Genomic DNA, 22,363 nt, shown 5'->3' with positions numbered 1-22,363 from the left:
GGTCCCGCCCGGGGCCGGCCCCTGCGTCGTACGCCGGGCCGCGGCCGCCCTGCCTCAGCCGGTCGGCTTGCCCGGGCCCTTGGTGGGCGAGGCGGCCTGGGTCGGCTTGGCCGTGGGCTTGCCGCCGCCGGGAGTCGGCGAGCTCGCCTGGGTCGGCTTGGCCGTCGGCTTCCCGGGTGACTGGGTGGAGGCCGGCGGCGTGGTCGCCGCGGTCGTGGGCGTGGTGGCCGCCGAGCCCGGTGTGCCGGTGGGCTGGCCGGCCGACGTGGGGGCGCCTGACGGGGTCCGCGTGGGCCGCGCGGTGGCCGCGGGTGCGGTGGCGGCCGGGGCGGTCGTGCCGACCGCCGTCGTGGCCACGACCCCCACGACCGACGGCCGGGTCGTCTCCGGGCGCGGGGCGCGCGAAGCCGGGCCGACGGCAGGCTCGTCCGGCTCGGTGGCCTCCTCCCACGACTCCAGGCCGGGGAACCCCGGCAGGTCGTCGAGGCTCCCCGGCGGGGCGGAGACCGGCGCGGCCAGCACCACGAAGCCGGTCAGCACGCCGGCAGCACCGGCCAGGACGGTGCCGCTGCGGCGTACGGGCGTGGCGACGGCGGCCAGGGCCAGGCCCGCCCGGCGGCGACGCAGGTCCTCGGGCAGGTCGGACCGGATGGCGGCCAGGCTGTTGAGCGGGGCCAGCGCGAAGCCGACCCCCTGCACGAGCAGCAGTCCCCCGACCGCGAGCGCGCCGGGGGTGCCGGCCACCAGGGCCGCGGCGCCGAGCCCGAGGCAGACCAGCGCCAGGACGGTCTCGGTGCGGTTGCCGCGCAGCGCGTCGAGCGCGGTCGGCTCCCCCTTGACCTTGGGCGTGCGCAGGAACGCGCCCTGCTTCGACACCAGGCCCAGCCACGACGCCTTGGCCACGGTCAGCCCCAGGCCGAGCCACAGCCCGAAGGCGCCCGCCGCCTCGCCCCACGAGGCGCGGCTGGCACGCCGCACGAGCGCGACCGAGCGGACCGCGCCCAGCACGACGAGCGCGACGACGGCCACGAGGATCAGCCCGGAGAGTCGTCGGATGACCAGGCCCTCCCCCGTGATCGCGTCGACGGCCCCGGCGAGCAGGAAGAACGTGAAGACCACCGCGGCCAGGTCGCCGAACCACTGCAGGCCGCCCACGAGGTAGGCCCAGCGCTGGCCGAGGGTCAGCCGGTTCTCCTCGGTGCGCCGCCCGGGCAGCAGCGAGCGCCAGTGCATGCGCAGGATCTGGATGCCGCCGAAGCACCAGCGGAACCGCTGGCCCTTGAGCGACTCGAAGCTCAGCGGCATCACGCCCCGGCCGTAGGCGCGGTCGATGTGCACGCCGCGGGTGCCGGCGCGCAGCAGCCGCAGCGAGAGCTCGGCGTCCTCGGTGATGCACCACTCGTCCCAGCCGCCGACCTGCTCCAGCGAGGAGCGGCGGATCAGGCCCATGGTGCCGCCGAAGATCGCCCCGTTGCGCTCGTTGCGCGAACGCTGGCTGACGTCGAAGAAGTAGCCGTAGGAGTGGTAGAGCCGGCGGAAGTAGGCCGAGACGCGCCAGTCGCGGTAGTCCTGCGGGGTCTGGACGAAGGAGACGTCGGGGTCGGCGAAGAGCGGGGCGCAGTCGGTGAGGAAGTCGGGGTCGACGTGGTAGTCGGCGTCGACGATGCCGATCACCTCGGCGCGCGGGTCGGTGACGGTGAGGGCGTGGTTGAGCGCCCCGGACTTGAAGCCCGGCCAGTCCTCGAGGTGCCGGAAGGTGACCCGGTCGTGCCGGGCGCAGAACTCCTCGAGCGGGCGCCACAGCGCGGGGTCGGTGGTGTTGTTGTCGACCACCAGGACCTCGTAGTCCTCGTAGTCCAGCAGCAGGAGCCGCTCGACAGTCTCGATGACCATGTCCGGCGGCTCGTTGTGGCACGGCACGTGCAGGCTCACGAACGGCCGGCGGGCCCCGGGAACGGGCGTCGCCGCCGCGGGACCGGTCCAGTGCCGCCGCGCCAGCACGTCGACCAGCTCCCAGACGTAGCCGGCGCCGAGGAGCAGCACGAAGAGCTCCAGCAGCCACAGCGCCCCGCTGACGGCCATGGTCAGGACGCCGGCGTCGGCGGTGAGGGTCCAGGTGGCGATGAAGGCGAGGTAGAGCACACCGGTGTCGAGAGTCAGCGCCCACGCGGCGAGCCCGCGGACGTCCCAGGCGCGACCCAGGGGGTACCACGCCAGCACGGTCGCGCCCAGGCCGACCGCCGCGCCCGTCGCCGTACCGGGCGGGAGGTCGAGGAGGCGAGCGACGCCGAGCGCGGCCAGCGCCACGACCACCGCGCCGGCGACGGCCGTGGTCAGCGGCAGGTGCGGGGTGCGCGCGTCCCGGTCGCGGACGGTGAAGAGCAGCACCGTGGCGACCACCAGCAGGGCGGCGGAGACCAGGAGCGCGGAGGTGAGGGGCTCGAGCACGCCAGGTCCCCTGCCCGGTCAGGGCCCGGCGAAACCGGGCGAGGGGTCGTACGTCGGTACTACGACTCCTCGTCGGGCGCCGTGGGCTCGACGGTCGGCGGGCCCTGCTCGAGCAGCTGCTTGAACCCGTCCTCGTCGAGGATCGGCACCCCGAGCTGCTCGGCCTTCTCGGCCTTGGAGCCGGCGTTGTCGCCGACGACGACGAAGTCGGTCTTCTTCGAGACCGAGCCCGCCGCCTTGCCGCCGCGGCTCAGGATCGCCTCCTTCGCGGAGTCGCGGGAGAAGTCGATCAGGGAGCCGGTCACCACGACGGTGAGCCCCTCCAGCGTGCGCGGCACCGACTCGTCGCGCTCGTCGGCCATCGAGACCCCGGCCGCGGCCCACTTCTCGACGATCTCGCGGTGCCAGTCGACCTCGAACCACCGGGTCACCGCGTCCGCGATCGTCGGGCCGACGCCCTCGGCGGCAGCCAGCTGCTCCTCGGTGGCGGCGCGGATCGCCTCCATCGAGCCGAACTCGGTGGCCAGTGCCCGGGCGGCCGTGGGTCCGACGTGCCGGATGGAGAGCGAGACCAGGACCCGCCAGAGCGGGACCTGCTTGCGGGTGGCGAGGTTGTCGAGCAGGCGACGGCCGTTGGCCGTGAGCTGCGGGCCCTCCTCCCCCTTCTTGGGGGCACGGGTGAAGAGGTCGGTGCGCAGGAGCGCGGCCTCGTCGAGGTCGAAGACGTCGCCCTCGTTGGCGACCACGCCCGCCTCGATCAGCGCCACGGCCGCCTCGTAGCCCAGGCCCTCGATGTCGAAGGCCGAGCGGCTGGCCACGAAGAACAGGCGCTCGCGCACCTGGCCGGGGCACTGCTCGGAGTTGGGGCAGCGCAGGTCCTTGTCGCCCTCCTTCTGCTCCGCGAGCGCGGTGCCGCACTCGGGGCAGTGGGTCGGCATCTCCCACTCCGGCAGCCCCTCGGGCCGCAGCGCCAGCACCGGGCCGAGGATCTCGGGGATGACGTCGCCGGCCTTGCGCAGGATGACAGTGTCGCCGGGTCGCACGTCCTTGCGCTTGACCTCGTGGGCGTTGTGGAGGGTGGCGTTCTCCACGGTCGAGCCGGCCACCCTGGTCGGCTCCATGACGCCGTACGGCGTCACGCGGCCGGTGCGACCGACGTTGACCCGGATGTCGAGGAGCCGGGTGTTGACCTCCTCGGGCGGGTACTTGAAGGCGATCGCCCAACGCGGAGCGCGGCTCGTGGAGCCCAGGCGTCGCTGCGACGCGACGTCGTCGACCTTGACCACGACGCCGTCGATCTCGTGCTCGACGTCGTGGCGGTGCTCGCCGAAGTGGGTGATGACCTCCTCGACCTCGGCCAGGGTCGCCACCACGCGGGCACGCGCCGAGGTCGGCAGGCCCCAGGCGGCGAGGGCGGCGTAGGCCTGCGACTGCGACGCCGGCTCGAAGCCCTCGCGGGCACCGATGCCGTGGCAGACCATCCCGAGCGCGCGCGAGGCGGTGACGCGGGGATCCTTCTGCCGCAGCGAGCCGGCCGCGGCGTTGCGGGGGTTGGCGAACACCGGCTTGCCGGCCTCGGTCATCTGCTCGTTGAGCCGCTCGAAGGCCTCGGTCGGCAGGAACACCTCGCCGCGGACCTCGACCAGCGCCGGGACCGGGAACTCCTCGGTCGCCGTGAGCCGGTGCGGCACGACGTCGATCGTCTTGACGTTGGGGGTGACGTCCTCCCCCGTGCTGCCGTCGCCGCGGGTCAGCGCGCGCACGAGGCGACCGTCCTCGTAGAGCAGGTTGATGGCCAGGCCGTCCACCTTGAGCTCGCACAGCAGCGCCGGCGACTCCACGCCGTCGCGCGCCAGGCGGGCGTGCCAGGCCTCGAGCTCCTCGAGCGAGAAGGCGTTGTCGAGGCTCTCCATCCGCTGCAGGTGGTCGACGGGGGTGAACTCCGTGGACACCGCGCCCCCGACCTTCTGGGTCGGGGAGTCGGGCGTGCGCAGCTCGGGGTGGGCCTCCTCGAGCTCCTCCAGCCGCCGCATCCGGGCGTCGAAGTCGGCGTCGTCGATCGTCGGGGAGTCCAGCACGTAGTAGCGCCAGCGCGCGTCCTCGACCTCCTCCGACAGGCGGCGGTGCTCCTCGCGCGCGTCCTCGGTCGCGGGGGTCCCTGTGGCCATGCGCGCATCCTGCCAGGGCGCGCCGACATCCCCGGCCCACCCGTCCGGCCACCCATCCGTCGGGTGCCCGGCGACGAAGACGTCAGCGTGAGCACCGCGTCCCTGACCCGCCTGGACCTCGCCGGGACCCCCCGGGTCGTGTGCCTGGTCCTGCACGGCGGGACCCAGCACTCCCACGAGCCGGTCGGCGGGCGCAGCGCCTCGTGGAAGCGGATGGCGGCCATGCAGCGCCGGATCACCCCGCGGCTGCACGAGGCGAGGATCGCCACGTGGCTCCTGCGCTACCGCGCCCGCGGCTGGAACGGCACCGGCGCCGGCCCGCAGCAGGACGCGCGCTGGGCGCTGGACCAGGTGAGAGCGACGTACGGCGACGTGCCGGTCGTGCTGCTCGGGCACTCCATGGGCGGGCGCACCTCGGCGTACGTCGCCGACGACCCGGCCGTGGTCGGTGTGATGGCCCTCGCGCCGTGGTGGCAGCCCGACGACCCGGTGGGGGCGCTGCGCGACCGCCACGTCGTGGCCGCGCACGGCCGCTCCGACAAGATCACCTCCGCCAGGATGACCCGCGCCTTCCTCGCCCGGGCGACCCCGCTCGCGGCCAGCACGGAGTACGTCGACATGGGCCGGGTCGGGCACTACATGCTGCGTCGGATCGACCGGTGGAACGACGTCGCCGCCGAGGGCGTGCTGAAGCTGGCCACGCACGTCTGAGCCCGACCACCCCGCCTGACCTCAGGACTGTCGGCGGACCCGGCTAGACATTTCACCCGGAGCGGGAATGGTCGGGCGGCGTCCGGCTGTTGGGCTCCGATGGAACGGAACCGTTTCGTTTCATCGGGCACAGTCGAGGGAGGGCGCATGACCGAGTCCGTCGCGCGTCCCCGCGTCGAGGGCGACCGGGAGGCCGAGATCCTCGAGGCGACCCTCGACGTGCTGGTCGAGGTCGGCTACGACCGACTGACCCTCGACGCCGTGGCCTCGCGGGCCAAGGCCTCGAAGGCAACCCTCTACCGCCGCTGGAACGGCAAGGCGGCCCTGGTGGTCGACGCCCTGGTCCACGACAAGGGACCGGCGCCCGAGGCGCCGGACACCGGCAGCCTGCGCGAGGACCTGCGCGAGGCCTACTGCGGGCTCGGCGGCATGGCCACCCCGCGGCAGGCGGCGCTGTTCGGCAGCATCCTCACCGCGACCACGACCGACCCCGAGTTCGCCGAGGTCTTCCGGCGCGACGTGGTCGGACCCCGGTTGGCCGTGAGCCGGAGCATCTGGGACCGCGCCGTCGCGCGCGGCGAGGTCTCCCCCGACGCCGACCTCCAGGTCCTCGAGCCGGCCCTCGCGGGCATCCTCATGCACCGCGTCCACCTCCTCGGCGAGCTCCCCACCCCGGAGCTCGTCACGCGCGTCATCGACGCGGTCCTGCTGCCCGCCGCGACCCGCCCGGGCAGTCCACGTCAGCACCAGAAGGATCCTCATGACTGACACCACCGACGCCCCGGCGCAGCCTGCACGCGCCGGGCACAGCCGTCTCGGATGGGCCCTCGTGGTCATCTCCGTGGCGCAGCTGATGGTCGTGCTGGACGGCACGATCACCAACATCGCGCTGCCCTACATCGGTGCCGACCTGGCCATCGAGCCCGCCAACCTGTCGTGGCTGGTCACGGGCTACGCCCTCGCGTTCGGCGGCCTGCTGCTGCTCGGCGGACGGCTGGGCGACCTCTACGGACGCCGCCGCGTCTTCATGGTCGGCCTGCTCGTCTTCGCCCTGGCCTCGCTGCTGGGCGGCGTGGCCCAGAACGAGGCGATGCTGCTGGCCTCCCGCGGGCTCCAGGGCCTCGGTGCCGCACTCGCCTCCCCCGCGGCGCTCGCGCTCATCACCACGACCTTCCCGGCCGGCCCGCAGCGCAACCGCGCCTTCGCGGTCTACGCCGCCATGTCCGGCGCCGGAGCCGCGGTCGGCCTCATCCTGGGCGGCTGGCTGACCGGCCACGCCGACCTCTTCGGCCTGGGCATCGACGGCTGGCGCTACACCTTCCTCATCAACGTCCCGATCGGCGTGGCCGCGGCCGTGGCCGCCCCGTTCTTCCTGCCCGAGTCCGAGACGCACAGCGGCTGGCTGGACGTCCCCGGCGCCATCACCGGCACACTCGGCCTCCTGGGCGTGGTCTACGGCCTGACGCGCGCCGGTGAGGAGGCGCACGGCTGGGGCGACACCTGGACCATCGCCAGCCTGGTCGCCGGCGTCGCGCTCCTCGTCGTCTTCCTCGTGATCGAGTCGCGCGTGGAGCACCCGCTCCTGCCGATGCGGATCTTCCGCAACCGCACCCGGGCGTCCAGCTTCGTGGCGATGATGATCGCGCCGGCCGCGATGTTCGCGATGTTCTACTTCCTGTCGCTCACCATCCAGCAGGTCATCGGCTACTCCCCGCTCCAGGCGGGCTTCGCGTTCCTGCCGTTCTCGGTCGGCATCGTCATCGGCGCCGGGCTCTCCTCGAACCTCGTCGCCCGGGTGGACCCACGCTTCCTGGCCGGCACCGGCACGCTGGTCGCGGCGTTCTCGCTGTTCATGTTCAGCCTCATCGACATCGACACCTCGGCGGGCAACGTCGTCTCCCAGCTGGCCCAGGACTCCACGGCCGGCGAGGGCTACAACTACTTCGCCCACATCCTGCCGTGGATCTTCACCATGTCGATCGGCATGGGCCTGACCTTCGTGCCGCTGACCCTCACCGCCGTGCACCACCTGCGCAACGAGGACTCCGGCATCGGCTCGGGCGTCCTCAACACCATGCAGCAGGTCGGCGGCGCGCTGGGCCTGGCGACCCTGTCGACGGTCGCCCTGAGCGTGGTCAACGACCGGGCTGCGACCGTCACCCCGCAGCTGGCCGAGGCCGCCGGTGCCGCCGGCATCGACGTCGCCATTGAGCAGGGACAGGGCTTCCTGCAGGCGGCGGTCTTTCAGGCCACCTTCTCCGAGGGCGCCACCGACGCCTTCCGGATCGGTGCGTTCATGATGCTCGCCGCATCGCTGGTCATCTGGACCCAGCTGCGGGTCAAGCACACCGAGCTGGCCACCGACGGCCCCGAGGGTGCCGCGGTCCACGTCTGAGCCGCACCTCACCGTCGAGCGGGCACGTCCTCCCCGGAGGACGTGCCCGTTCGACGTGGGCGGGGGCCGGCCGGGCCGGGTTTGTCGGCTACCCGACAGACCCGGGAGCTCCACGACAGAACTTCGTCGTCGAGCTTCCGGGTATCGACCACAACCCTCGTGCCAGCGCGGTCCGGGTTCGTCGGCGCCCCGACAAACCCGGAAGCGCCACGACGAACCCGGCGGGCCGCGCGGGCCGGTCGGCCGAGGCTGCGGCCCTCAGGTCAGGGCGGCCGCGACCTGGCGGGACAGCGTGGTGGCGCGCCGCGCCCAGGCCTCGGTGGCGCCGGCCAGGCCGCAGGTGGGTGCGACGGCGAGCGAGCCGACGGTGGGGTCGAGGCCGAGCATGTCCAGCCAGCGCTGGACCCGCTCGACGACCCGGGTGTCGGTGAGCCCCTCCCCCTCCACAGCAGGTACGACGCCGAGCGCGACGGTCGTGCCGGCCTCGAGCGCCTCGGCGACCGTGTCGTGGTCGCCCGCGGAGAGCATCGAGAGGTCGAGGACCAGCCCGGTCGCGCCGGCGCCGCGGACGAGGTCCCAGGGGACGCCCGGGGCGCAGGAGTGCACCCACGGCTCGGCCCCCTCCGCGGCGATCGCCGAGAGCACCGCCCCGAGCAGCTCGGAGGCCTCGGGCGGGTGCACCGCCCGGTGTCGGCCGAACCCGGACGCGGTCGGCACCTGGGCCGCGAGCACCGCGCCGAGGGCCGGCTCGTCGACCTGCACGACCAGCGACGTGGCCCCGGGGACCCGCCGACGCAGGTCGCGGACGTGCGCGCGCACCCCCTCGGCCAGCGACCCGGCCAGGTCGCGGCGCGCTCCGTGGTCGGACAGCACCCGGTCCCCGCGCGGCTTCTCGACGGTCGCGGCGAGCGTCCACGGCCCGGCGACCTGGGTCTTGAACGGCCCCTCCCAGCCCTGGGCCTGCTCCTCGACGGCGTCGAGGTCCTGGGCCAGCAGGCTGCGCGTGCGCCGGTGGTCGACCCCCGGAGCCCCGTCACCCACGAGCCGCCAGCCCGCGGGCTGCAGGTCGACGGTCAGCCCCTCGAGCAGCGCCAGCGCGCGCCCGGTCATCGACGCGGTCGCTCCGCGCCCCGGCAGCTCGGGGACGTAGGGCACGTCGAGCTCGCCGAGCACCACGCGCACGGCCTCGGCGTAGGCGGCCGCGTCCTCACCCGGCCAGGAGCCGACGCCGGTCGAGCGGGTCATGCGGACGCTCCGGCCGGGGAGCGGTGCGTGGCGGAGATGGTGGCCGACCCGACGACCCGGCTGCCGTCGTACACGACCACGGCCTGGCCGGGGGCGATGCCTTCGGCGGGGTCGAGCAGGCGCACCGAGACCCGCTGGTCGGCGCCGTGCCCGCTGACCTCGACCTCGGCGCGGTGCTCGGCGCCGTGGGCGCGCAGCTGCACGGTGCCGACGAGCCGGGTGGGCTCGGTGCCGCACCAGCGCGGGCGGACCCCCTCGAGCCCGTGCACAGCCAGCCGCTCGCGCGGGCCGACCCGCACCGTGCCGGCGACCGGCTCGATGTCGAGCACGAAGCGCGGCCTCCCGTCGGGCGCCGGCGTGCCGATCCGCAGGCCCTTGCGCTGGCCGATCGTGTAGCCGTAGGTGCCCTGGTGGCGGCCCAGCTCCTCGCCGGTCTCGTCGTCGACGATCGCGCCGCCGTGGTTGGGGGCACGCTCGCCGAGCTTCTCGCGCAGCCAGCCGGCGTTGTCGCCGTCGGCGACGAAGCAGATGTCGTGGCTGTCGGGCTTGTCGGCGACCAGCAGACCGCGGGCGGCCGCCTCCTCGCGCACGCGGGTCTTGGGGGTGTCGCCGAGGGGGAAGAGCGAGTGCCGCAGCTGGTGCTGGTCGAGCACCCCCAGCACGTAGGACTGGTCCTTGCCGGCGTCGACGGAGCGGTGCAGCTCCACCAGACCGTCGGCACCCTCGCGCAGCACCGCGTAGTGCCCGGTGACCACCGCGTCGAAGCCCAGGGCCAGGGCCCGGTCCAGCACCGCGGCGAACTTGATCTTCTCGTTGCACCGCAGGCAGGGGTTGGGGGTGCGTCCGGCGGCGTACTCGTCCATGAAGTCCTCGACCACGTCGGCGTGGAAGCGCTCGGAGAGGTCCCAGACGTAGAACGGGATGCCGATGACGTCGGCGGCGCGACGCGCGTCGTTGCTGTCCTCGATGGTGCAGCAGCCGCGGGCCCCGGAGCGGTAGGAGGCGGGGTTGCGCGACAGCGCGAGGTGCACGCCGGTCACGTCGTGGCCGGCGTCGTGGGCGCGCGCGGCGGCCACGGCGGAGTCGACCCCGCCGGACATCGCCGCCAGCACCTTCACCGCTCGCTCACAGCCGGGCCGCCCGGGCCCGCTCGACGGCCGGGCCGATCGCGTCGAGGACCGCGTCGACGTCGGCCTCGGTGGTGGGCCGGCCGAGGGTGAAGCGGAGCGAGCTGCGGGCCGCGTCGTCGTCGCGGCCCATCGCCAGCAGGACGTGCGAGGCCTGGGGCACGCCGGCGGAGCAGGCCGAGCCGGTGGAGCACTCGATGCCTCGGGCGTCGAGCAGCATCAGCAGCGAGTCGCCCTCGCAGCCGGGGAAGGAGACGTGCACGTTGCCGGGCAGCCGACGGGTCTCCCAGTCAGGGGCGTCGGGACCGTTGAGCACCACGTCGGGCACGACCCGCCGCACGCCCTCGACCAGCCGCGCCCGGAGGGCGGCGAGGTGGGCGGCGTGCTGCTCGCGGCGTACGACGGCGAGCTCGAGCGCCACCGCGAACCCGACCACCGCCGGGGTGTCGAGGGTCCCCGAGCGCACGTCCCGCTCCTGGCCACCCCCGTGCAGCAGCGGCGCGAGCTCGAGGTCGCGACGGACCACGAGCGCGCCGACCCCGTGGGGTCCGCCGACCTTGTGCCCGGAGACGCTCATCGCGTCGACGCCGGAGGCCGCGAAGTCGACGGGGAGGGCGCCGACGGCCTGGACGGCGTCGGTGTGCACCGGGATGCCGTGCTCGCGCGCCGCGGCGACGACCTCGGGCAGCGGCTGCACGGTGCCGACCTCGTTGTTGGCCCACATCACCGAGAGCAGGCCCACCTCGTCGGGCTCGGCGAGCGCCCGGGCCACGGCGTCGAGGTCGAGCGCCCCCTCGGCGTCGACGGGCAGGTGCTCGACGGCGAAGTCCTGCGCCGTGGCCAGCCACTCCAGCGGGTCGAGCACGGCGTGGTGCTCGACGGCGGTGGTGAGCAGCCGGCGCCGGCGGGGGTCCTGGCCGCGGCGCGCCCACGCCAGACCCTTGAGCGCGAGGTTGTCGGCCTCGGTGCCGCCGGAGGTGAAGACGACCTCCCCGGGCCGGCAGCCCAGGGCCGCCGCGACCCGCTCGCGCGACTCCTCCACGGCGCGCCGGGCGGCCCGGCCCGAGGCGTGCAGCGAAGAGGGGTTGGCGGCCCGGCCGAGCTGCTCGACCATCGCCTCGACGGCCTCCGCCACCATCGGGGTGGTGGCGGCGTGATCGAGGTAGACGGGCGGGGTCATGGCGTCGCCCAGCGTACGGCGCCGGGTCCCCGCCCCGGGTCCGGACCCTGCCGCCCGCTCACTGGCCGGGTCACGGGGTGCCTGCCACCCGGGCCACCTCGACCAGGAGCGCGAGGTGGTCGGTGCCCTCGACCCGCAGCGGCTGCGAGGACGTGCCCACCCAGGCCGGCCCGGTGAGCACGTGGTCGATCTGCACCAGCGGCGGCAGCGGCAGGCTCTCGAAGAGGCCGTTGCTGGGCCAGGTCGGCTGCCAGCCCCCGTTGGCCTCCTCCGTGGCGTCGCGCCAGCCGCCGTCGACCAGGGCCTGCACGGGGGCATGGTCGAGGGTGGCGTTGAGGTCGCCGGCGACCAGGTCGACGTCGAGCTCCCGGACCGCGGCCAGCACCACCGCGTGGTCGCGCCGCCAGGCCCCGACGTCGGTCGGCGCCGCGGGGTGCACCGCAAGCAGGCGCACGGGGTCGCCGCCGTCCGGGTCGGTGACCTCGACCGCCCACGTCTGCATGTCGGTGGCCACGCGCACCGGCTCCCCCAGCGGCGTGCGGGAGAGCACCATCGTGCCGTCGGTGCGGCCCTCGGGGACCGCCTCGCCGATCCGGTGGGGGTAGGCCTCCGCGAGCCCGGCGCGGTCCAGGGTCGCCAGCGCGTCCAGGGTCACCTCCTGCAGCACCAGGACGTCGACGTCCTCGGCCACGGCCGTGCGCAGGACGGTGAGCCCGTCGCCCTGCCCGGCCAGCAGGTTGCTGGTCAGCACCGACCAGGTGCGGCCCTCGGTGGCCGGCCGCTCCCCGGTGACCAGCGGGGCGAGCCACCAGGCGTGCAGGCCGAGCCCGGCCAGCACCGCGACGGTCGCCGCCACGAGCAGCCGACCGCCTCCCCCACCGCGCGCGGGTCGGCGCAGGAGGGCCACGGCCAGGAGCACCAGCGCAGCGGCGTACGACGGCAGGGCGAGGGGTGCGAAGCTGACCAGCCGCACCGCGGTGGCGGAGTCCAGGCCGAGCAGGCGGACCAGCGTCAGCGCGACGGCGGGGAGCACCAGGAGGGCCGACGCGCCCCAGACGAGCATCCCCCCAGCACGCACGGCGCCAGGCTAGCCAGCCGCTGGGCGCGCGCCAGGAGCCCGCTGGACGATGGGGCCGTCGCGAGCGTCGTCCAGCCGGTTCCTAGAGCAGCACGAGGTCGTCGCGGTGCACGACCTCTCGCTCGTACGCCGCACCCAGCTCCTCCTTGAGCTCGGCCGTCGAGCGCCCGACCAGCGCGGGGATCTCCTCGACGTCGAAGTTGACCAGGCCGCGGCCCACCACTGCGCCGTCGGGCCCGGCGAGGTCGACGGGGTCGCCGGCGACGAAGCTGCCCGTGGCGCCGGTGACGCCTGCGGCCAGCAGCGAGGCACGGCGCTCGACGACCGCGCGGACGGCGCCGGCGTCGAGGTGCAGCGTGCCGCGGGACTCGGTGGCGTGCGCGAGCCACAGCAGCCGGGTGGGCCGCCGGCGGCCGGTGACGTGGAAGAGCGTCCCGACCGGCTCGCCCGCCAGCGCGCCGGCGGCGCGGTCGGCGGAGGTGAGCACGACGGGGATGCCGGCACCGGTCGCGATCCGGGCCGCCTCGACCTTGGTGACCATGCCACCGGTGCCGACGGCCGAGCCCACCGACCCGATGGTGACCGCGGCCAGGTCGTCCTCGCCGCGGACGTCGGGGAGCAACCGGGTGCCCGCGCGGCTCGGCGGGCCGTCGTAGAGCCCGTCGACGTCGGAGAGCAGCACCAGGAGGTCGGCGTGCACGAGGTGGGCGACCAGGGCGGCGAGGCGGTCGTTGTCGCCGAAGCGGATCTCGGAGGTGGCGACGGTGTCGTTCTCGTTGACGATCGGCAGGACGCCCAGCTCGAGGAGCGTGGCGAGGGTCTGGTGGGCGTTGCGGTAGTGCGCGCGACGGGTGACGTCGTCCAGGGTCAGCAGCACCTGGCCGGCGATGACGCCGTGGCGGGCCAGCTCCTCGGTGTAGCGGTGCACCAGCAGGCCCTGGCCCACGGACGCCGCCGCCTGCTGGGCGGCCAGGCCGCGGGGCCGCTTGGCCAGGCCCAGCGGGGCCAGGCCTGCGGCGATCGCCCCCGACGAGACCAGCACGACCTCGGTGCCACGCTCGCGCGCGGCGGCGAGGACGTCGACGAGCGCGCGGACCCGGTCGGGGTCGATGCCGCCGGCCGGGGTCGTGAGGGAGGAGGAGCCGACCTTGACCACGACGCGGCGTGCGCCGGTGACCTCGGGCCGGGTGCCCGCCACGGGGGCGCTCACCCCCGCTCTGCTCCGGCGCCGGGGTCGTCCTCGGCCCAGTCGGGGTCGTCGGCGCTGCCGATCTCGTAGGACATCGGACCGGCGGCGCCACCGCGGCGCTCGGCGTCCAGGCGTCGCGCGACGTCGGCCCGGGTCTCGTTCTCCCCGCGCTCGGGCATGGCGGCATCGATCTCGCGACGGCGGCGCGAGGCGTCGCGACGCTCGTCGAAGCGCTGGTCCTCGCCACGTCGGCCGAGCATCTCCGCGCCGGCCTCGATGCCGGGCTTGAAGTCGAAGACCACGGCGTTGTCGTCGCGGCCGATGAGGACGGTGTCGCCCTCGATCGCGCCCAGCTTGACCAGCCGGTCCTCCACCCCGAGGCGGTTGAGCCGGTCGGCGAGGAAGCCCACGGCCTCGTCGTTGCTGAAGTCGGTCTGGCGCACCCAGCGCTCGGGCTTGGTGCCGCGCACCCGCCAACCGCGGTGACCCGGCTCGACCGGGACGTCGTCGGCCTCGGTGACCGTGAAGTCGGCGCTGCCGTCGACGCCCGGCGGACGCAGGACGATCCGCTGGGGCACCACGACCTCCTTGGCGGTGCGGGAGGCGGCCACGATCTCGGCCATCGCGAAGGTGAGCTCCTTGAGCCCCACCCCGGACGCCGCGGAGACCGGGATGACGCGCAGGCCGCGGGCCCGGATGTCGTCGCCGGTGATGTCGGCGATGTCGCTGCCGTCGGGGACGTCGACCTTGTTGAGGGCGACGAGGCGGGGCCGGTCCTCGAGACCGCCGTACCTGCTGAGCTCGGCCTCGATGACGTCGAGGTCGTCGATCGGGTTGCGCCCCGGCTCGATCGTCGCGGTGTCGATGACGTGCACGATGGCCGCGCAGCGCTCGACGTGGCGCAGGAAGTCGTGGCCCAGGCCGCGGCCCTCGCTGGCGCCCTCGATCAGACCGGGGACGTCGGCGACCGTGAACACGGTCTCGCCCGCGGTGACCACGCCGAGGTTCGGGACGAGGGTGGTGAAGGGGTAGTCGGCGATCTTGGGCCGGGCCCGGGAGATCGCGGCGATCAGGCTGGACTTCCCGGCGCTCGGGAAGCCGACCAGGCCGATGTCGGCGACGACCTTGAGCTCGAGGACGATCTCGAGCTCGTCGCCCGGCTCGCCGAGCAGCGCGAAGCCGGGGGCCTTGCGCTTGGCCGAGGCCAGGGCGGCGTTGCCGAGACCACCGCGGCCGCCCTCGGCGACCACGAGCTCGGTGCCCGGGCCGACCAGGTCGGCCAGGACGTTGCCCTGGCGGTCGGCGACGACCGTGCCGTCGGGGACCGGCAGGACCAGGTCGCTGCCGTGGGCGCCGTTCTTGTGGGCACCGGCGCCGTGGCCACCGTGCTCGGCACGGCGCTTGGGGCTGTGGTGGTAGTCCAGCAGGGTCGTCACGCCGGGGTCGACCCGCAGGATCACCGAGCCGCCCGGACCGCCGTTGCCCCCGTCGGGGCCGCCCAGCGGCTTGAACTTCTCGCGGTGCACGGACGCCACGCCGTTGCCGCCGCGCCCGGCGCTGACGTGCAGCGTCACGCGGTCGACGAAGGTCGGCAGGGCCATCAGGTGCTCCTCGGATCTGTTCTGTTCTCGGGTGGGGAACGACGAAGGGCGCCCCGGATCGGGACGCCCTCGACGGGACCGGACGAGCCGGTCGGAAGTGCTAGCGCCTGGTCACTCGCCGGGCACGATGTTGACGACCTTGCGACCGCGACGGGTGCCGAACTCCACGGCACCGGCCTGCAGCGCGAACAGGGTGTCGTCGCCGCCACGACCCACACCGGAACCCGGGTGGAAGTGGGTGCCACGCTGCCGGACGATGATCTCGCCGGCGTTGACCAGCTGACCGCCGAAGCGCTTGACGCCCAGGCGCTGGGCGTTGGAGTCGCGGCCGTTCTTGGTGGACGCCGCACCCTTCTTGTGTGCCATGAGGAGTTCCTTCGTGTCGTTGCTGCTGACTCGCCGGCCGGACGGGTCAGAGGGAGATGTCGGTGACCTTGACCTGGGTGTACTTCTGGCGGTGACCCTGGCGCTTCTTGTAGCCGGTCTTGTTCTTGTACTTCTGGATGACGATCTTCGGGCCCTTGGTGGCGCCGAGGACCTCCACGGTCACGGCAGCCTTGTCCAGGCCGGTCGAGGTGACCTTCTCGCCGTCGACGGCCATGACCACGGGGAGCGTCAGGGTCTCGCCGACGGGCGTGCCGACCTTGTCGATCTCGATGACGTCGCCCACGGCAACCTTCTGCTGGGTGGCGCCAGCGCGCACGATCGCGTACACCGCGGTCTCCTTCGTCGTCCTACGTCTGATGCTGCTGGGTCTGGTGCTTGTGCTGGTGGTGCTGCCTCCGGGGCTGCGGCACCTGCCCACGCCTGACCCTCCCACCCGGGAGGTCGGCGGCGACGGTGGCGCCACACGGAGAACGGCACGCTCGCGGGCGCACCGAACGATGATGCTACGCGCCCGCGGGGCGCCCCCGCAAAACGTCAGCGCTTGCGCGCACCCTTGCGCTTCACGGGCACGTGCTCCACGGTGCTCGCGCCGCCCCCGGTCTCGGTCCCGGCGTCGGTCCCGGCGTCGGGCGCAGCACCGGCGGTCCCAGGCTCGACCCGCCCGTCGCCGGCCGGCTCGCCCACACCGCCGACCGCGGACGCCTCGCCCATGCTCGGCACGCTCCCCTGCCGGGCAGGCCGGCTGGAGCGGGTGCGGGTCACGACCTTCGGGGCGGCCGGCGGAGCCGTCTGGGCCGAGGAGCTCTCCGCGGGCGCGGCGGGCTCCACCTTTGTCGGGTCCACGACCACGGCCGCCGCCTCGCCGGTCGTCAGCGGCGTCGTACGACGGGCGCTGCGACGGGTCCGGGTGACGACGCCACTGCTGCCCGCGGGGGCAGCGGTGGGGGCCTCCGCTCGCTCTGGCGCCGGGGTCGGCTCCGGTGCGGGCTCGGTCTCCGTGGGGCCCTGCTGCACCGGCTGCTCGACTGCCGGCTGCTCGACTGCCGGGGCCTCCTGCGGGACGGCGGCTGCCGCGGCGTCCGTGCGGTCGGACTGACCGGACTGGGCTGACTGGCCGGAGCGGCTGCGCTGGGAGCGCGAGCGGGTGCTCACGCGGGGCGCAGCGGGCTCGGACAGGTGCTGCTCGGACTGGGGCTGCTCCGCCTGGGGCTGGCCGGTCTGCGACGTCGCCTCGTCGGCCGGCTGCTGGTCGGCGGCCTCGGCCGCCTTCTCGGCGTCCTGGCGCTCCTGGCGGGCCATGGCCGCCACGTCCTTGGGCGAGGGGGCTGCGGGGGTGCTGGAGCCGCCGGAACCGCCCTGACCGCCCTGGTTCGAGCCGGCCGAGCCCTCCGAGCCCTTGCCGCCCCGACCACCGCGGGAGCGCTTGCCGCCGCCGCCGCGTCCGCCGCGGTCGTCGTCGGAGCCCCCGCCCCGCGGCTCGACCGGGTGCTCGTGGATTACGATCCCGCGGCCCTGGCAGGCCTGGCAGTTCTCGCTGAACGCCTCCAGCAGCCCGGTGCCGATCCGCTTGCGGGTCATCTGCACCAGGCCGAGCGAGGTGACCTCGGCGACCTGGTGGCGGGTGCGGTCGCGGCCCAGGCACTCGACCAGGCGCCGCAGCACGAGGTCGCGGTTGGACTCCAGGACCATGTCGATGAAGTCGACGACGATGATGCCGCCGATGTCGCGCAGCCGGAGCTGGCGCACGATCTCCTCGGCCGCCTCGAGGTTGTTCTTGGTGACCGTCTCCTCCAGGTTGCCCCCGGAGCCGGTGAACTTGCCGGTGTTGACGTCGACGACGGTCATCGCCTCGGTGCGGTCGATGACCAGCGAGCCGCCCGAGGGCAGCCAGACCTTGCGGTCCAGGCCCTTGGCGATCTGCTCGTCGACGCGGTACGCCGCGAAGACGTCCTTGCCGGCGTCGCGGCCCTCAGCGGCGGGCTCGAAGCGCTCGAGCCGCTCGGCGAGGTCCGGAGCCACGTGGCTGACGTAGGACTCGACGGTCTCCCAGGCGTCCTGGCCCTGGATCACGAGCCTGGCGAAGTCCTCGGTGAACAGGTCGCGGACGACCTTGAGGGTCAGGTCCGGCTCGCCGTAGAGCAGCTGCGGGGCGCTGCCCTTGGACTTCTTCTCGATGTCCTCCCAGCGCGCCTTGAGCCGCTCGACGTCGGCCGTCAGCTCCTCCTCGCTGGCGCCCTCGGCCGCGGTGCGCACGATGACGCCGGCCGTGTCGGGGACGATCTCCTTGAGCAGGGCCTTGAGCCGGCTGCGCTCGGTGTCGGGCAGCTTGCGGGAGATGCCCGAGGTGGTCCCGTCCGGGACGTAGACCAGGAAGCGGCCGGCCAGGCTGATCTGGCTGGTCAGGCGCGCGCCCTTGGCGCCGATCGGGTCCTTGGTGACCTGCACCAGGACCGGCTGGCCCGAGGAGAGCACCGACTCGATCTTGCGCGGCTGGCCCTCCTTGTGGCCCAGCGCGGACCAGTTGACCTCGCCGGCGTACAGCACGGCGTTGCGGCCCTTGCCGATGTCGATGAAGGCGGCCTCCATCGAGGGCAGGACGTTTTGCACCCGACCGAGGTAGACGTTGCCGATGAGCGAGGTCTGGGACTCGCGCGCGACGTAGTGCTCCACGAGGACCTTGTCCTCGAGGACGGCGATCTGGGTGAGGTCCTCGCGCTCGCGGATGACCATGACCCGGTCGACCGACTCGCGGCGGGCCAGGAACTCGGCCTCGGAGACGATCGGCGCGCGCCGGCGTCCGGCCTCGCGACCCTCGCGACGACGCTGCTTCTTGGCCTCCAGGCGCGTGGACCCGCTCAGCGCGGTGATCTGGTCCTCACCGGTGCGCGAGCTGCGCACGCGCGTGGTGGTGCCGGGCTCGTCGGCGGAGTCGTCCCCGCCCTCGCCGGAGCGGCGACGGCGGCGCCGGCGGCGCGAGGAGCCGGAGCCCTCGCCCTGCCCCGCCTGGGAGTCCTGGTCGCCGTCGTCCTTCGCGTCCTTGTCGGCGTCGCCGTCCTCGGACGAGGCGGCGCCGGACTCGGCGTCAGCGGAGGAGCCGGCACCCTCGGCACCGTCCTCGGAGTCCTCATCGGAGTCGGCGGAGCCGCCACCGGAACCGCCGGAGCCCCCGCGGCGACGGCGACGGCCACCGCGGCGTCGGCGGCGGCGCGCGGGCGAGCCGTCGCCGGAGTCCTCGCCGCCCTCGTCCGCGCCCTCGTCGTCGGACTCGTCGGAGTCGTCGGACTCGTCGGCCGCGTCGTCGCCGTCGGCCTCGGCCTCGGCCGCGGGCGCGTCGGCCGGGGCGTCGGACTGGTCCTCCGGCTCGGCCGTGGCCTCGGCGTCCTCGTCCTCGTCAGTGGGCTCCTCGACGGGCGCGGGCGCTGCCTTCTTGGCGGTGCTGCGGCGGCTCGTGGTCTTCTTCGCGACCGGGGCCTGGAACAGCGGCACGGGGGCGCCGGTGGGGGCGCCCGCCTCGTCCTGCTCGGCGTCGTCGGTCGAGGTGCCCTCGACCGGGGCGTCCGCCGGGGCCTCGGTCTTCTTCGCCGCGCTCTTGCGGGCGCCTGCCTTCTTCGCGGTCGCCTTCTTCGCGGCCGTCTTCTTGGCGGGAGCGGTCTGCCCGTCCTCGACCGGCTCGACCGGCTCGGCCGGTGCGTCGACGGCGGAGACGCCCTCGAGCGGCTGGTCCGCGGCGGGGGTGTCCTCGGCCGCCGGGGCGGCCTTCTTGGTCGTGCGCTTGGCGGCAGCCTTCTTCGCCGGCGCCTTCTTGGCCGCCTTCTTCGCCACGGGCTCGGTCGCGGCCGTGTCGTCGGCGCCGGCCACGGCAGCCTCGGCGCCGGCCTCGAGCGGCAGTGCCTCGTCGGCAGCGGCCTTCTCGGCGGCAGCCTTCTTCGTGGCCGTCTTCGTGGCCGCAGTCTTCTTGGCGGGGGCCTTCTTCGCCGTCTTGCGGGCGGCGGTCTTGCGCGCCGGGGCGGCGGGCTCCTCGGCCTGGCGACCCTCGGTCGCGGTGCCGCCGGCGGCGGCGGGGGTGCTCTCGGCGGCGGGGGTGTCCCCGGCCCGCTCGACGACTGCCTGGTCGTGCGTGCTGTCCTGCGTGTTGTCCTCGGGCACGTGCTGCTCCTCGGCCCGGTCGCGAGGTGCGCAGCGTCCGGGCTGGTCGTTCGCCGCGACCCCGCGGGGCCGGACGCAAGTCTGTCGTGTGGCGGCGACCCCCTCCGCGGGTGCGTCACCTCGGCCGGCCCTCGCCTGCCGCGGTCGCCTGCTCCGGGAGGATCGCTGTCACCGATCAGCCGGGCCGCGTCGCGGTCTGGCGACGACCTGTCCTCGGTGTGCCGGCCCTTGCGCGGGACCGGCGAGAACGTCGTCGTGTCCTGGACCCCCCGGTCGGGCTCGTCGCGGCACGGTGCCGCGGCGGACTGGTCAGGAGGTCTGGGACCGTGGCGAGTATCGCACACGCGGACCGGAGGGGCCGGTTCGTCGACGTCCCTGCCCGGGACCGGGCGCGTCGCCGGGTCCGGCCGCGACGACCCCGGCGCGGCGTCGACCGGAGTCCACCCGACGCGCCAGGCACGTCATGCCGACTCCGCTCGTGAGGCGTCCTGGTACGCCGCGGCCCGCGGCGGTGCGGCCGGCTCAGCCCAGATCAACCGATCATCGCCGTCGCGAGCGGCACCAGGCGGGTGCGCTGGCAAGGCGCCGGCGCGAAGGCCTGCTGGGTGCCCGTCGAGCGTCGGCAACGCAGCCAGGGCGCCCGCATGGTGTCGCGTAGCAGGCGAGGATCGGTGGACCTGGGCTCAGGCGAGCGGGTCGCCGACCTCGCCGGTCTCGGGGTCCAGCGGGCCCTGGGCCCGGCGGGTCAGCAGCGGCGCGCTGCCCGTCTCCAGGCCGGCGGTCTCGCGCAGGCCGCGGAGGACGTCGTCGGGGCGGACGGCGGGGGTGGTGGAGTGACGCAGGACCAGGTCGAGCCGCGAGCCCTGCTCGTGCGGGGTGACGGCGAGGGAGACCACCGCGGCGCGGCAGTCGAACTCGCGCAGCCCCTTCTTGGTCATCCGCTCGACGAGGACCGCCTCCCGGGCGAGGAAGCCCTCGACGGCCGCGGCGGTGGTGTCGGGCGCGGTGGGCACGTCGAGGGTCCAGTGGCTGGCCTCGAGCCGGTCGGCGAGGGAGCCGCCGGGCGACTCCACCACCTGGAGCACGTCCAGCCCCGGGGGCAGCGCCTCCTCGAGCTCGGCGTGCACACCGGCGGGGTCGACGACCTGGGCGAGGGCGATCTCGAGGTACTCCGCCTCGCTGGCCGACCCGGTCGGCGCGGCACCGGCGTACGAGATGCGCGGGTGGGGGTTGAAGCCGCTGGAGTAGGCCATCGGGATCCGGGCACGGAAGACCGCCCGCTCGAAGGCCCGGGAGAAGTCGCGGTGGCTGGTGAAGCGGAGCCGGCCACGCTTGGCGTACCGGATCCTCAGGCGCTGGACCGGGGGGGCCTGCTGCTCGGGCTGCTCACGCACGGAGCACAGGGTAGGTGAGGTCACCGGGGTCGGCCCGCATCGCCGGCGAGGGGTAGACCGTGCCCACCCGCTCCCCCGTGAGCCAGGTCTGCAACCGCCCGGCCTCGGCCCGCAGCGCGGCACGACCCTCGGCAGGGACGTCCTCGAGCAGCCGGACCTCGACCACGCCGTCGGGGTCCTGCACCCAGCACCCCACGACCCGCCCGTCCCACCAGGCCGTCGTGCCGGCGTTGCCGTTGCGGTCGAAGAGGGCCGGCCCGTGCTCGCCGAGGTAGAAGCCCCGCTCCTTCCACCCCATCACCGTGGGGTCGAGCACCGGCAGCAGCGCCGCCCACGGCGCGACGGCCGGCTCGGGCTCCACGTCGTCGGCCAGCACGTACGCCGTCGCGCCGGTCCCGAGCACCACCTCGACGGCCCCGACGTCGGCCAGGGCGCGGCGCACGGCCCCCTTGGTCGCGCCCAGCCACCAGACCAGGTCGGTCTCGGTCCCGGGGCCGAAGCGCTCCAGCCAGCAGCGGACGAGCGCGGCGTAGCCGGCCTCCGCGGTCAGCGGCTCCTCCACCTGCTCGAGCCAGGCCGCCATCGTGGCCCAGCGCGGCCGGAAGACCCGCCAGTGCGAGGTGTTGGTGCCCCGGACCAGGTGCCCCTCGGCGCCGAGGACGGTGAGGAACCGACCGGGGCCGACCTGGGATGAGGGCAGGTCGGCACGCACGTCCATCGCGGGCACGACCGCACGCAGCTCGGTGGTGGTGAGCCCCGCGGGCGCGGCGTCCAGGGCGGCGAGGACCTCCTCGCCCACCTGCGCGAGCAGCGCGTGCCCGTCGTCGGCCAGGCCGGCGGCGACGAGGTCCCTGGCCAGCCTGGTCCGCTCGGTCGCGGCCACCCGCGCGGCCGCGCTCCCCCAGGCCGCGGGCAGCAGGTCGCGCGGGAAGACGAACATCGTGCGCCGCATCGCCAGCTGCCGCACCAGCGACCGCTCCCCCTCGAGCGCGTGGTCCACCGCGGAGCGGGGCACCTCGGCGCGGGCGTGCACGGCCAGGTGCACCGTCGCCGGCTCGGTCGCGTGCAGCACCACCACGGACCGGGTCGCCTCGACCGGGTCGGCGACCCGGTGCCCGGGCGCGACGGCGTGCCGCCGCGCGAGCCGCGCCCGCCGCTCGTCGTCCCCCACCCGGCGTACCGACGTCCCGCTCGCTGCCCCTGCCCCTGGCCCGCCCGCTGCCCCACCCGCCGTCGCCACGGACGCGATCCTGCCCCAGCCCGCCGACAACCGTCCCGTCCCGACCGTCCGTGG

General features: G+C 74.8%; 16 protein-coding genes. 3 read left to right on the top strand and 13 right to left on the bottom strand.

Going from position 1 to position 22,363, the window contains the following annotated elements; all coding sequences use genetic code 11:
* Positions 1 to 54: 54 nt before the first annotated feature.
* Together ACYVID_RS02495 and ligA are read right to left on the bottom strand one after the other, a co-directional pair.
* A complete protein-coding gene (locus ACYVID_RS02495) occupies positions 55 to 2,448 on the bottom strand; it encodes a glycosyltransferase family 2 protein (protein ID WP_460734103.1) in 2,394 nt (797 codons plus the stop codon).
* A gap of 59 nt (positions 2,449 to 2,507) precedes the next feature.
* On the bottom strand, positions 2,508 to 4,616 hold the full coding sequence (gene ligA / locus ACYVID_RS02490) for an NAD-dependent DNA ligase LigA (protein WP_460734101.1): 2,109 nt from the start codon (positions 4,614 to 4,616) through the stop codon (positions 2,508 to 2,510).
* Positions 4,617 to 4,703: 87 nt separating this feature from the next.
* Here ligA and ACYVID_RS02485 point away from each other — a divergent pair, with 87 nt between their 5' ends.
* The 3 genes from ACYVID_RS02485 to ACYVID_RS02475 all read left to right on the top strand — a co-directional run bounded on the left by ACYVID_RS02485 (position 4,704) and on the right by ACYVID_RS02475 (position 7,722).
* Entirely contained in the window at positions 4,704 to 5,327 is a 624-nt protein-coding gene (locus ACYVID_RS02485) for an alpha/beta hydrolase (protein ID WP_460734099.1), read from the top strand.
* A 147-nt stretch (positions 5,328 to 5,474) separates the two neighbouring features.
* A complete protein-coding gene (locus ACYVID_RS02480; RefSeq protein WP_460734097.1) occupies positions 5,475 to 6,095 on the top strand; it encodes a TetR/AcrR family transcriptional regulator in 621 nt (206 codons plus the stop codon).
* Entirely contained in the window at positions 6,088 to 7,722 is a 1,635-nt protein-coding gene (locus ACYVID_RS02475) for a DHA2 family efflux MFS transporter permease subunit (RefSeq protein WP_460734095.1), read from the top strand. Before ACYVID_RS02480 ends, ACYVID_RS02475 begins: the two co-directional genes overlap by 8 nt.
* Before the next feature lie 258 nt (positions 7,723 to 7,980).
* On the opposite strand, the gene ACYVID_RS02470 is transcribed toward ACYVID_RS02475, so the two are convergent.
* From ACYVID_RS02470 to ACYVID_RS02420, 11 genes are all read right to left on the bottom strand, one after another.
* On the bottom strand, positions 7,981 to 8,967 hold the full coding sequence (locus ACYVID_RS02470) for a uroporphyrinogen decarboxylase/cobalamine-independent methonine synthase family protein (RefSeq protein ID WP_460734093.1): 987 nt from the start codon (positions 8,965 to 8,967) through the stop codon (positions 7,981 to 7,983).
* A complete protein-coding gene (gene mnmA / locus ACYVID_RS02465; RefSeq protein ID WP_460734091.1) occupies positions 8,964 to 10,085 on the bottom strand; it encodes a tRNA 2-thiouridine(34) synthase MnmA in 1,122 nt (373 codons plus the stop codon). The genes ACYVID_RS02470 and mnmA overlap by 4 nt, the downstream gene beginning before the upstream one ends.
* A 7-nt stretch (positions 10,086 to 10,092) precedes the next feature.
* Positions 10,093 to 11,274 (bottom strand): cysteine desulfurase family protein, encoded by a 1,182-nt coding sequence (locus tag ACYVID_RS02460; RefSeq protein ID WP_460734089.1) that lies wholly within the window; start codon positions 11,272 to 11,274, stop codon positions 10,093 to 10,095.
* A gap of 70 nt (positions 11,275 to 11,344) precedes the next feature.
* Positions 11,345 to 12,352: an endonuclease/exonuclease/phosphatase family protein gene (locus tag ACYVID_RS02455; RefSeq protein WP_460734087.1), complete on the bottom strand. Its 1,008-nt coding sequence runs from the start codon at positions 12,350 to 12,352 to the stop codon at positions 11,345 to 11,347.
* An 82-nt stretch (positions 12,353 to 12,434) separates the two neighbouring features.
* Positions 12,435 to 13,562 (bottom strand): glutamate 5-kinase, encoded by a 1,128-nt coding sequence (gene proB / locus ACYVID_RS02450; protein WP_460734085.1) that lies wholly within the window; start codon positions 13,560 to 13,562, stop codon positions 12,435 to 12,437.
* A complete protein-coding gene (gene obgE / locus ACYVID_RS02445) occupies positions 13,559 to 15,142 on the bottom strand; it encodes a GTPase ObgE (RefSeq protein ID WP_460734083.1) in 1,584 nt (527 codons plus the stop codon). Before obgE ends, proB begins: the two co-directional genes overlap by 4 nt.
* A 111-nt stretch (positions 15,143 to 15,253) precedes the next feature.
* Complete coding sequence (rpmA, locus tag ACYVID_RS02440) at positions 15,254 to 15,508, bottom strand: 50S ribosomal protein L27 (protein WP_179531651.1); 255 nt, start codon at positions 15,506 to 15,508, stop codon at positions 15,254 to 15,256.
* 46 nt (positions 15,509 to 15,554) lie between these two features.
* Positions 15,555 to 15,857 carry a 50S ribosomal protein L21 gene (gene rplU, locus ACYVID_RS02435; protein WP_300644808.1) on the bottom strand — a complete coding sequence of 101 codons (303 nt, stop codon included), beginning with the start codon at positions 15,855 to 15,857 and terminating at the stop codon, positions 15,555 to 15,557.
* 206 nt (positions 15,858 to 16,063) lie between these two features.
* A complete protein-coding gene (locus tag ACYVID_RS02430; RefSeq protein ID WP_460734081.1) occupies positions 16,064 to 19,675 on the bottom strand; it encodes an Rne/Rng family ribonuclease in 3,612 nt (1,203 codons plus the stop codon).
* 683 nt (positions 19,676 to 20,358) lie between these two features.
* Positions 20,359 to 21,069, bottom strand: a complete 711-nt coding sequence (locus ACYVID_RS02425) for a TIGR03936 family radical SAM-associated protein (RefSeq protein WP_460734079.1) — start codon at positions 21,067 to 21,069, stop codon at positions 20,359 to 20,361.
* Positions 21,062 to 22,240 carry a winged helix DNA-binding domain-containing protein gene (locus tag ACYVID_RS02420; RefSeq protein WP_460734077.1) on the bottom strand — a complete coding sequence of 393 codons (1,179 nt, stop codon included), beginning with the start codon at positions 22,238 to 22,240 and terminating at the stop codon, positions 21,062 to 21,064. Before ACYVID_RS02420 ends, ACYVID_RS02425 begins: the two co-directional genes overlap by 8 nt.
* Positions 22,241 to 22,363: the final 123 nt, after the last annotated feature.

The sequence above is a fragment of the Nocardioides ginkgobilobae genome (assembly GCF_054781275.1).
Note: the sequence above shows the minus strand (reverse complement) of the source record. Positions and strands in the feature narration are given on the sequence as shown.

Coding starts and splice junctions, on each gene's coding strand:
- ligA (WP_460734101.1), bottom strand. CDS start 4,616: ATGGCCACAGGGACCCCCGCGACCGAGGACGCGCGCGAGGAGCACCGC.
- ACYVID_RS02480 (WP_460734097.1), top strand. CDS start 5,475: ATGACCGAGTCCGTCGCGCGTCCCCGCGTCGAGGGCGACCGGGAGGCC.
- ACYVID_RS02475 (WP_460734095.1), top strand. CDS start 6,088: ATGACTGACACCACCGACGCCCCGGCGCAGCCTGCACGCGCCGGGCAC.
- ACYVID_RS02470 (WP_460734093.1), bottom strand. CDS start 8,967: ATGACCCGCTCGACCGGCGTCGGCTCCTGGCCGGGTGAGGACGCGGCC.
- ACYVID_RS02460 (WP_460734089.1), bottom strand. CDS start 11,274: ATGACCCCGCCCGTCTACCTCGATCACGCCGCCACCACCCCGATGGTG.
- obgE (WP_460734083.1), bottom strand. CDS start 15,142: ATGGCCCTGCCGACCTTCGTCGACCGCGTGACGCTGCACGTCAGCGCC.
- rpmA (WP_179531651.1), bottom strand. CDS start 15,508: ATGGCACACAAGAAGGGTGCGGCGTCCACCAAGAACGGCCGCGACTCC.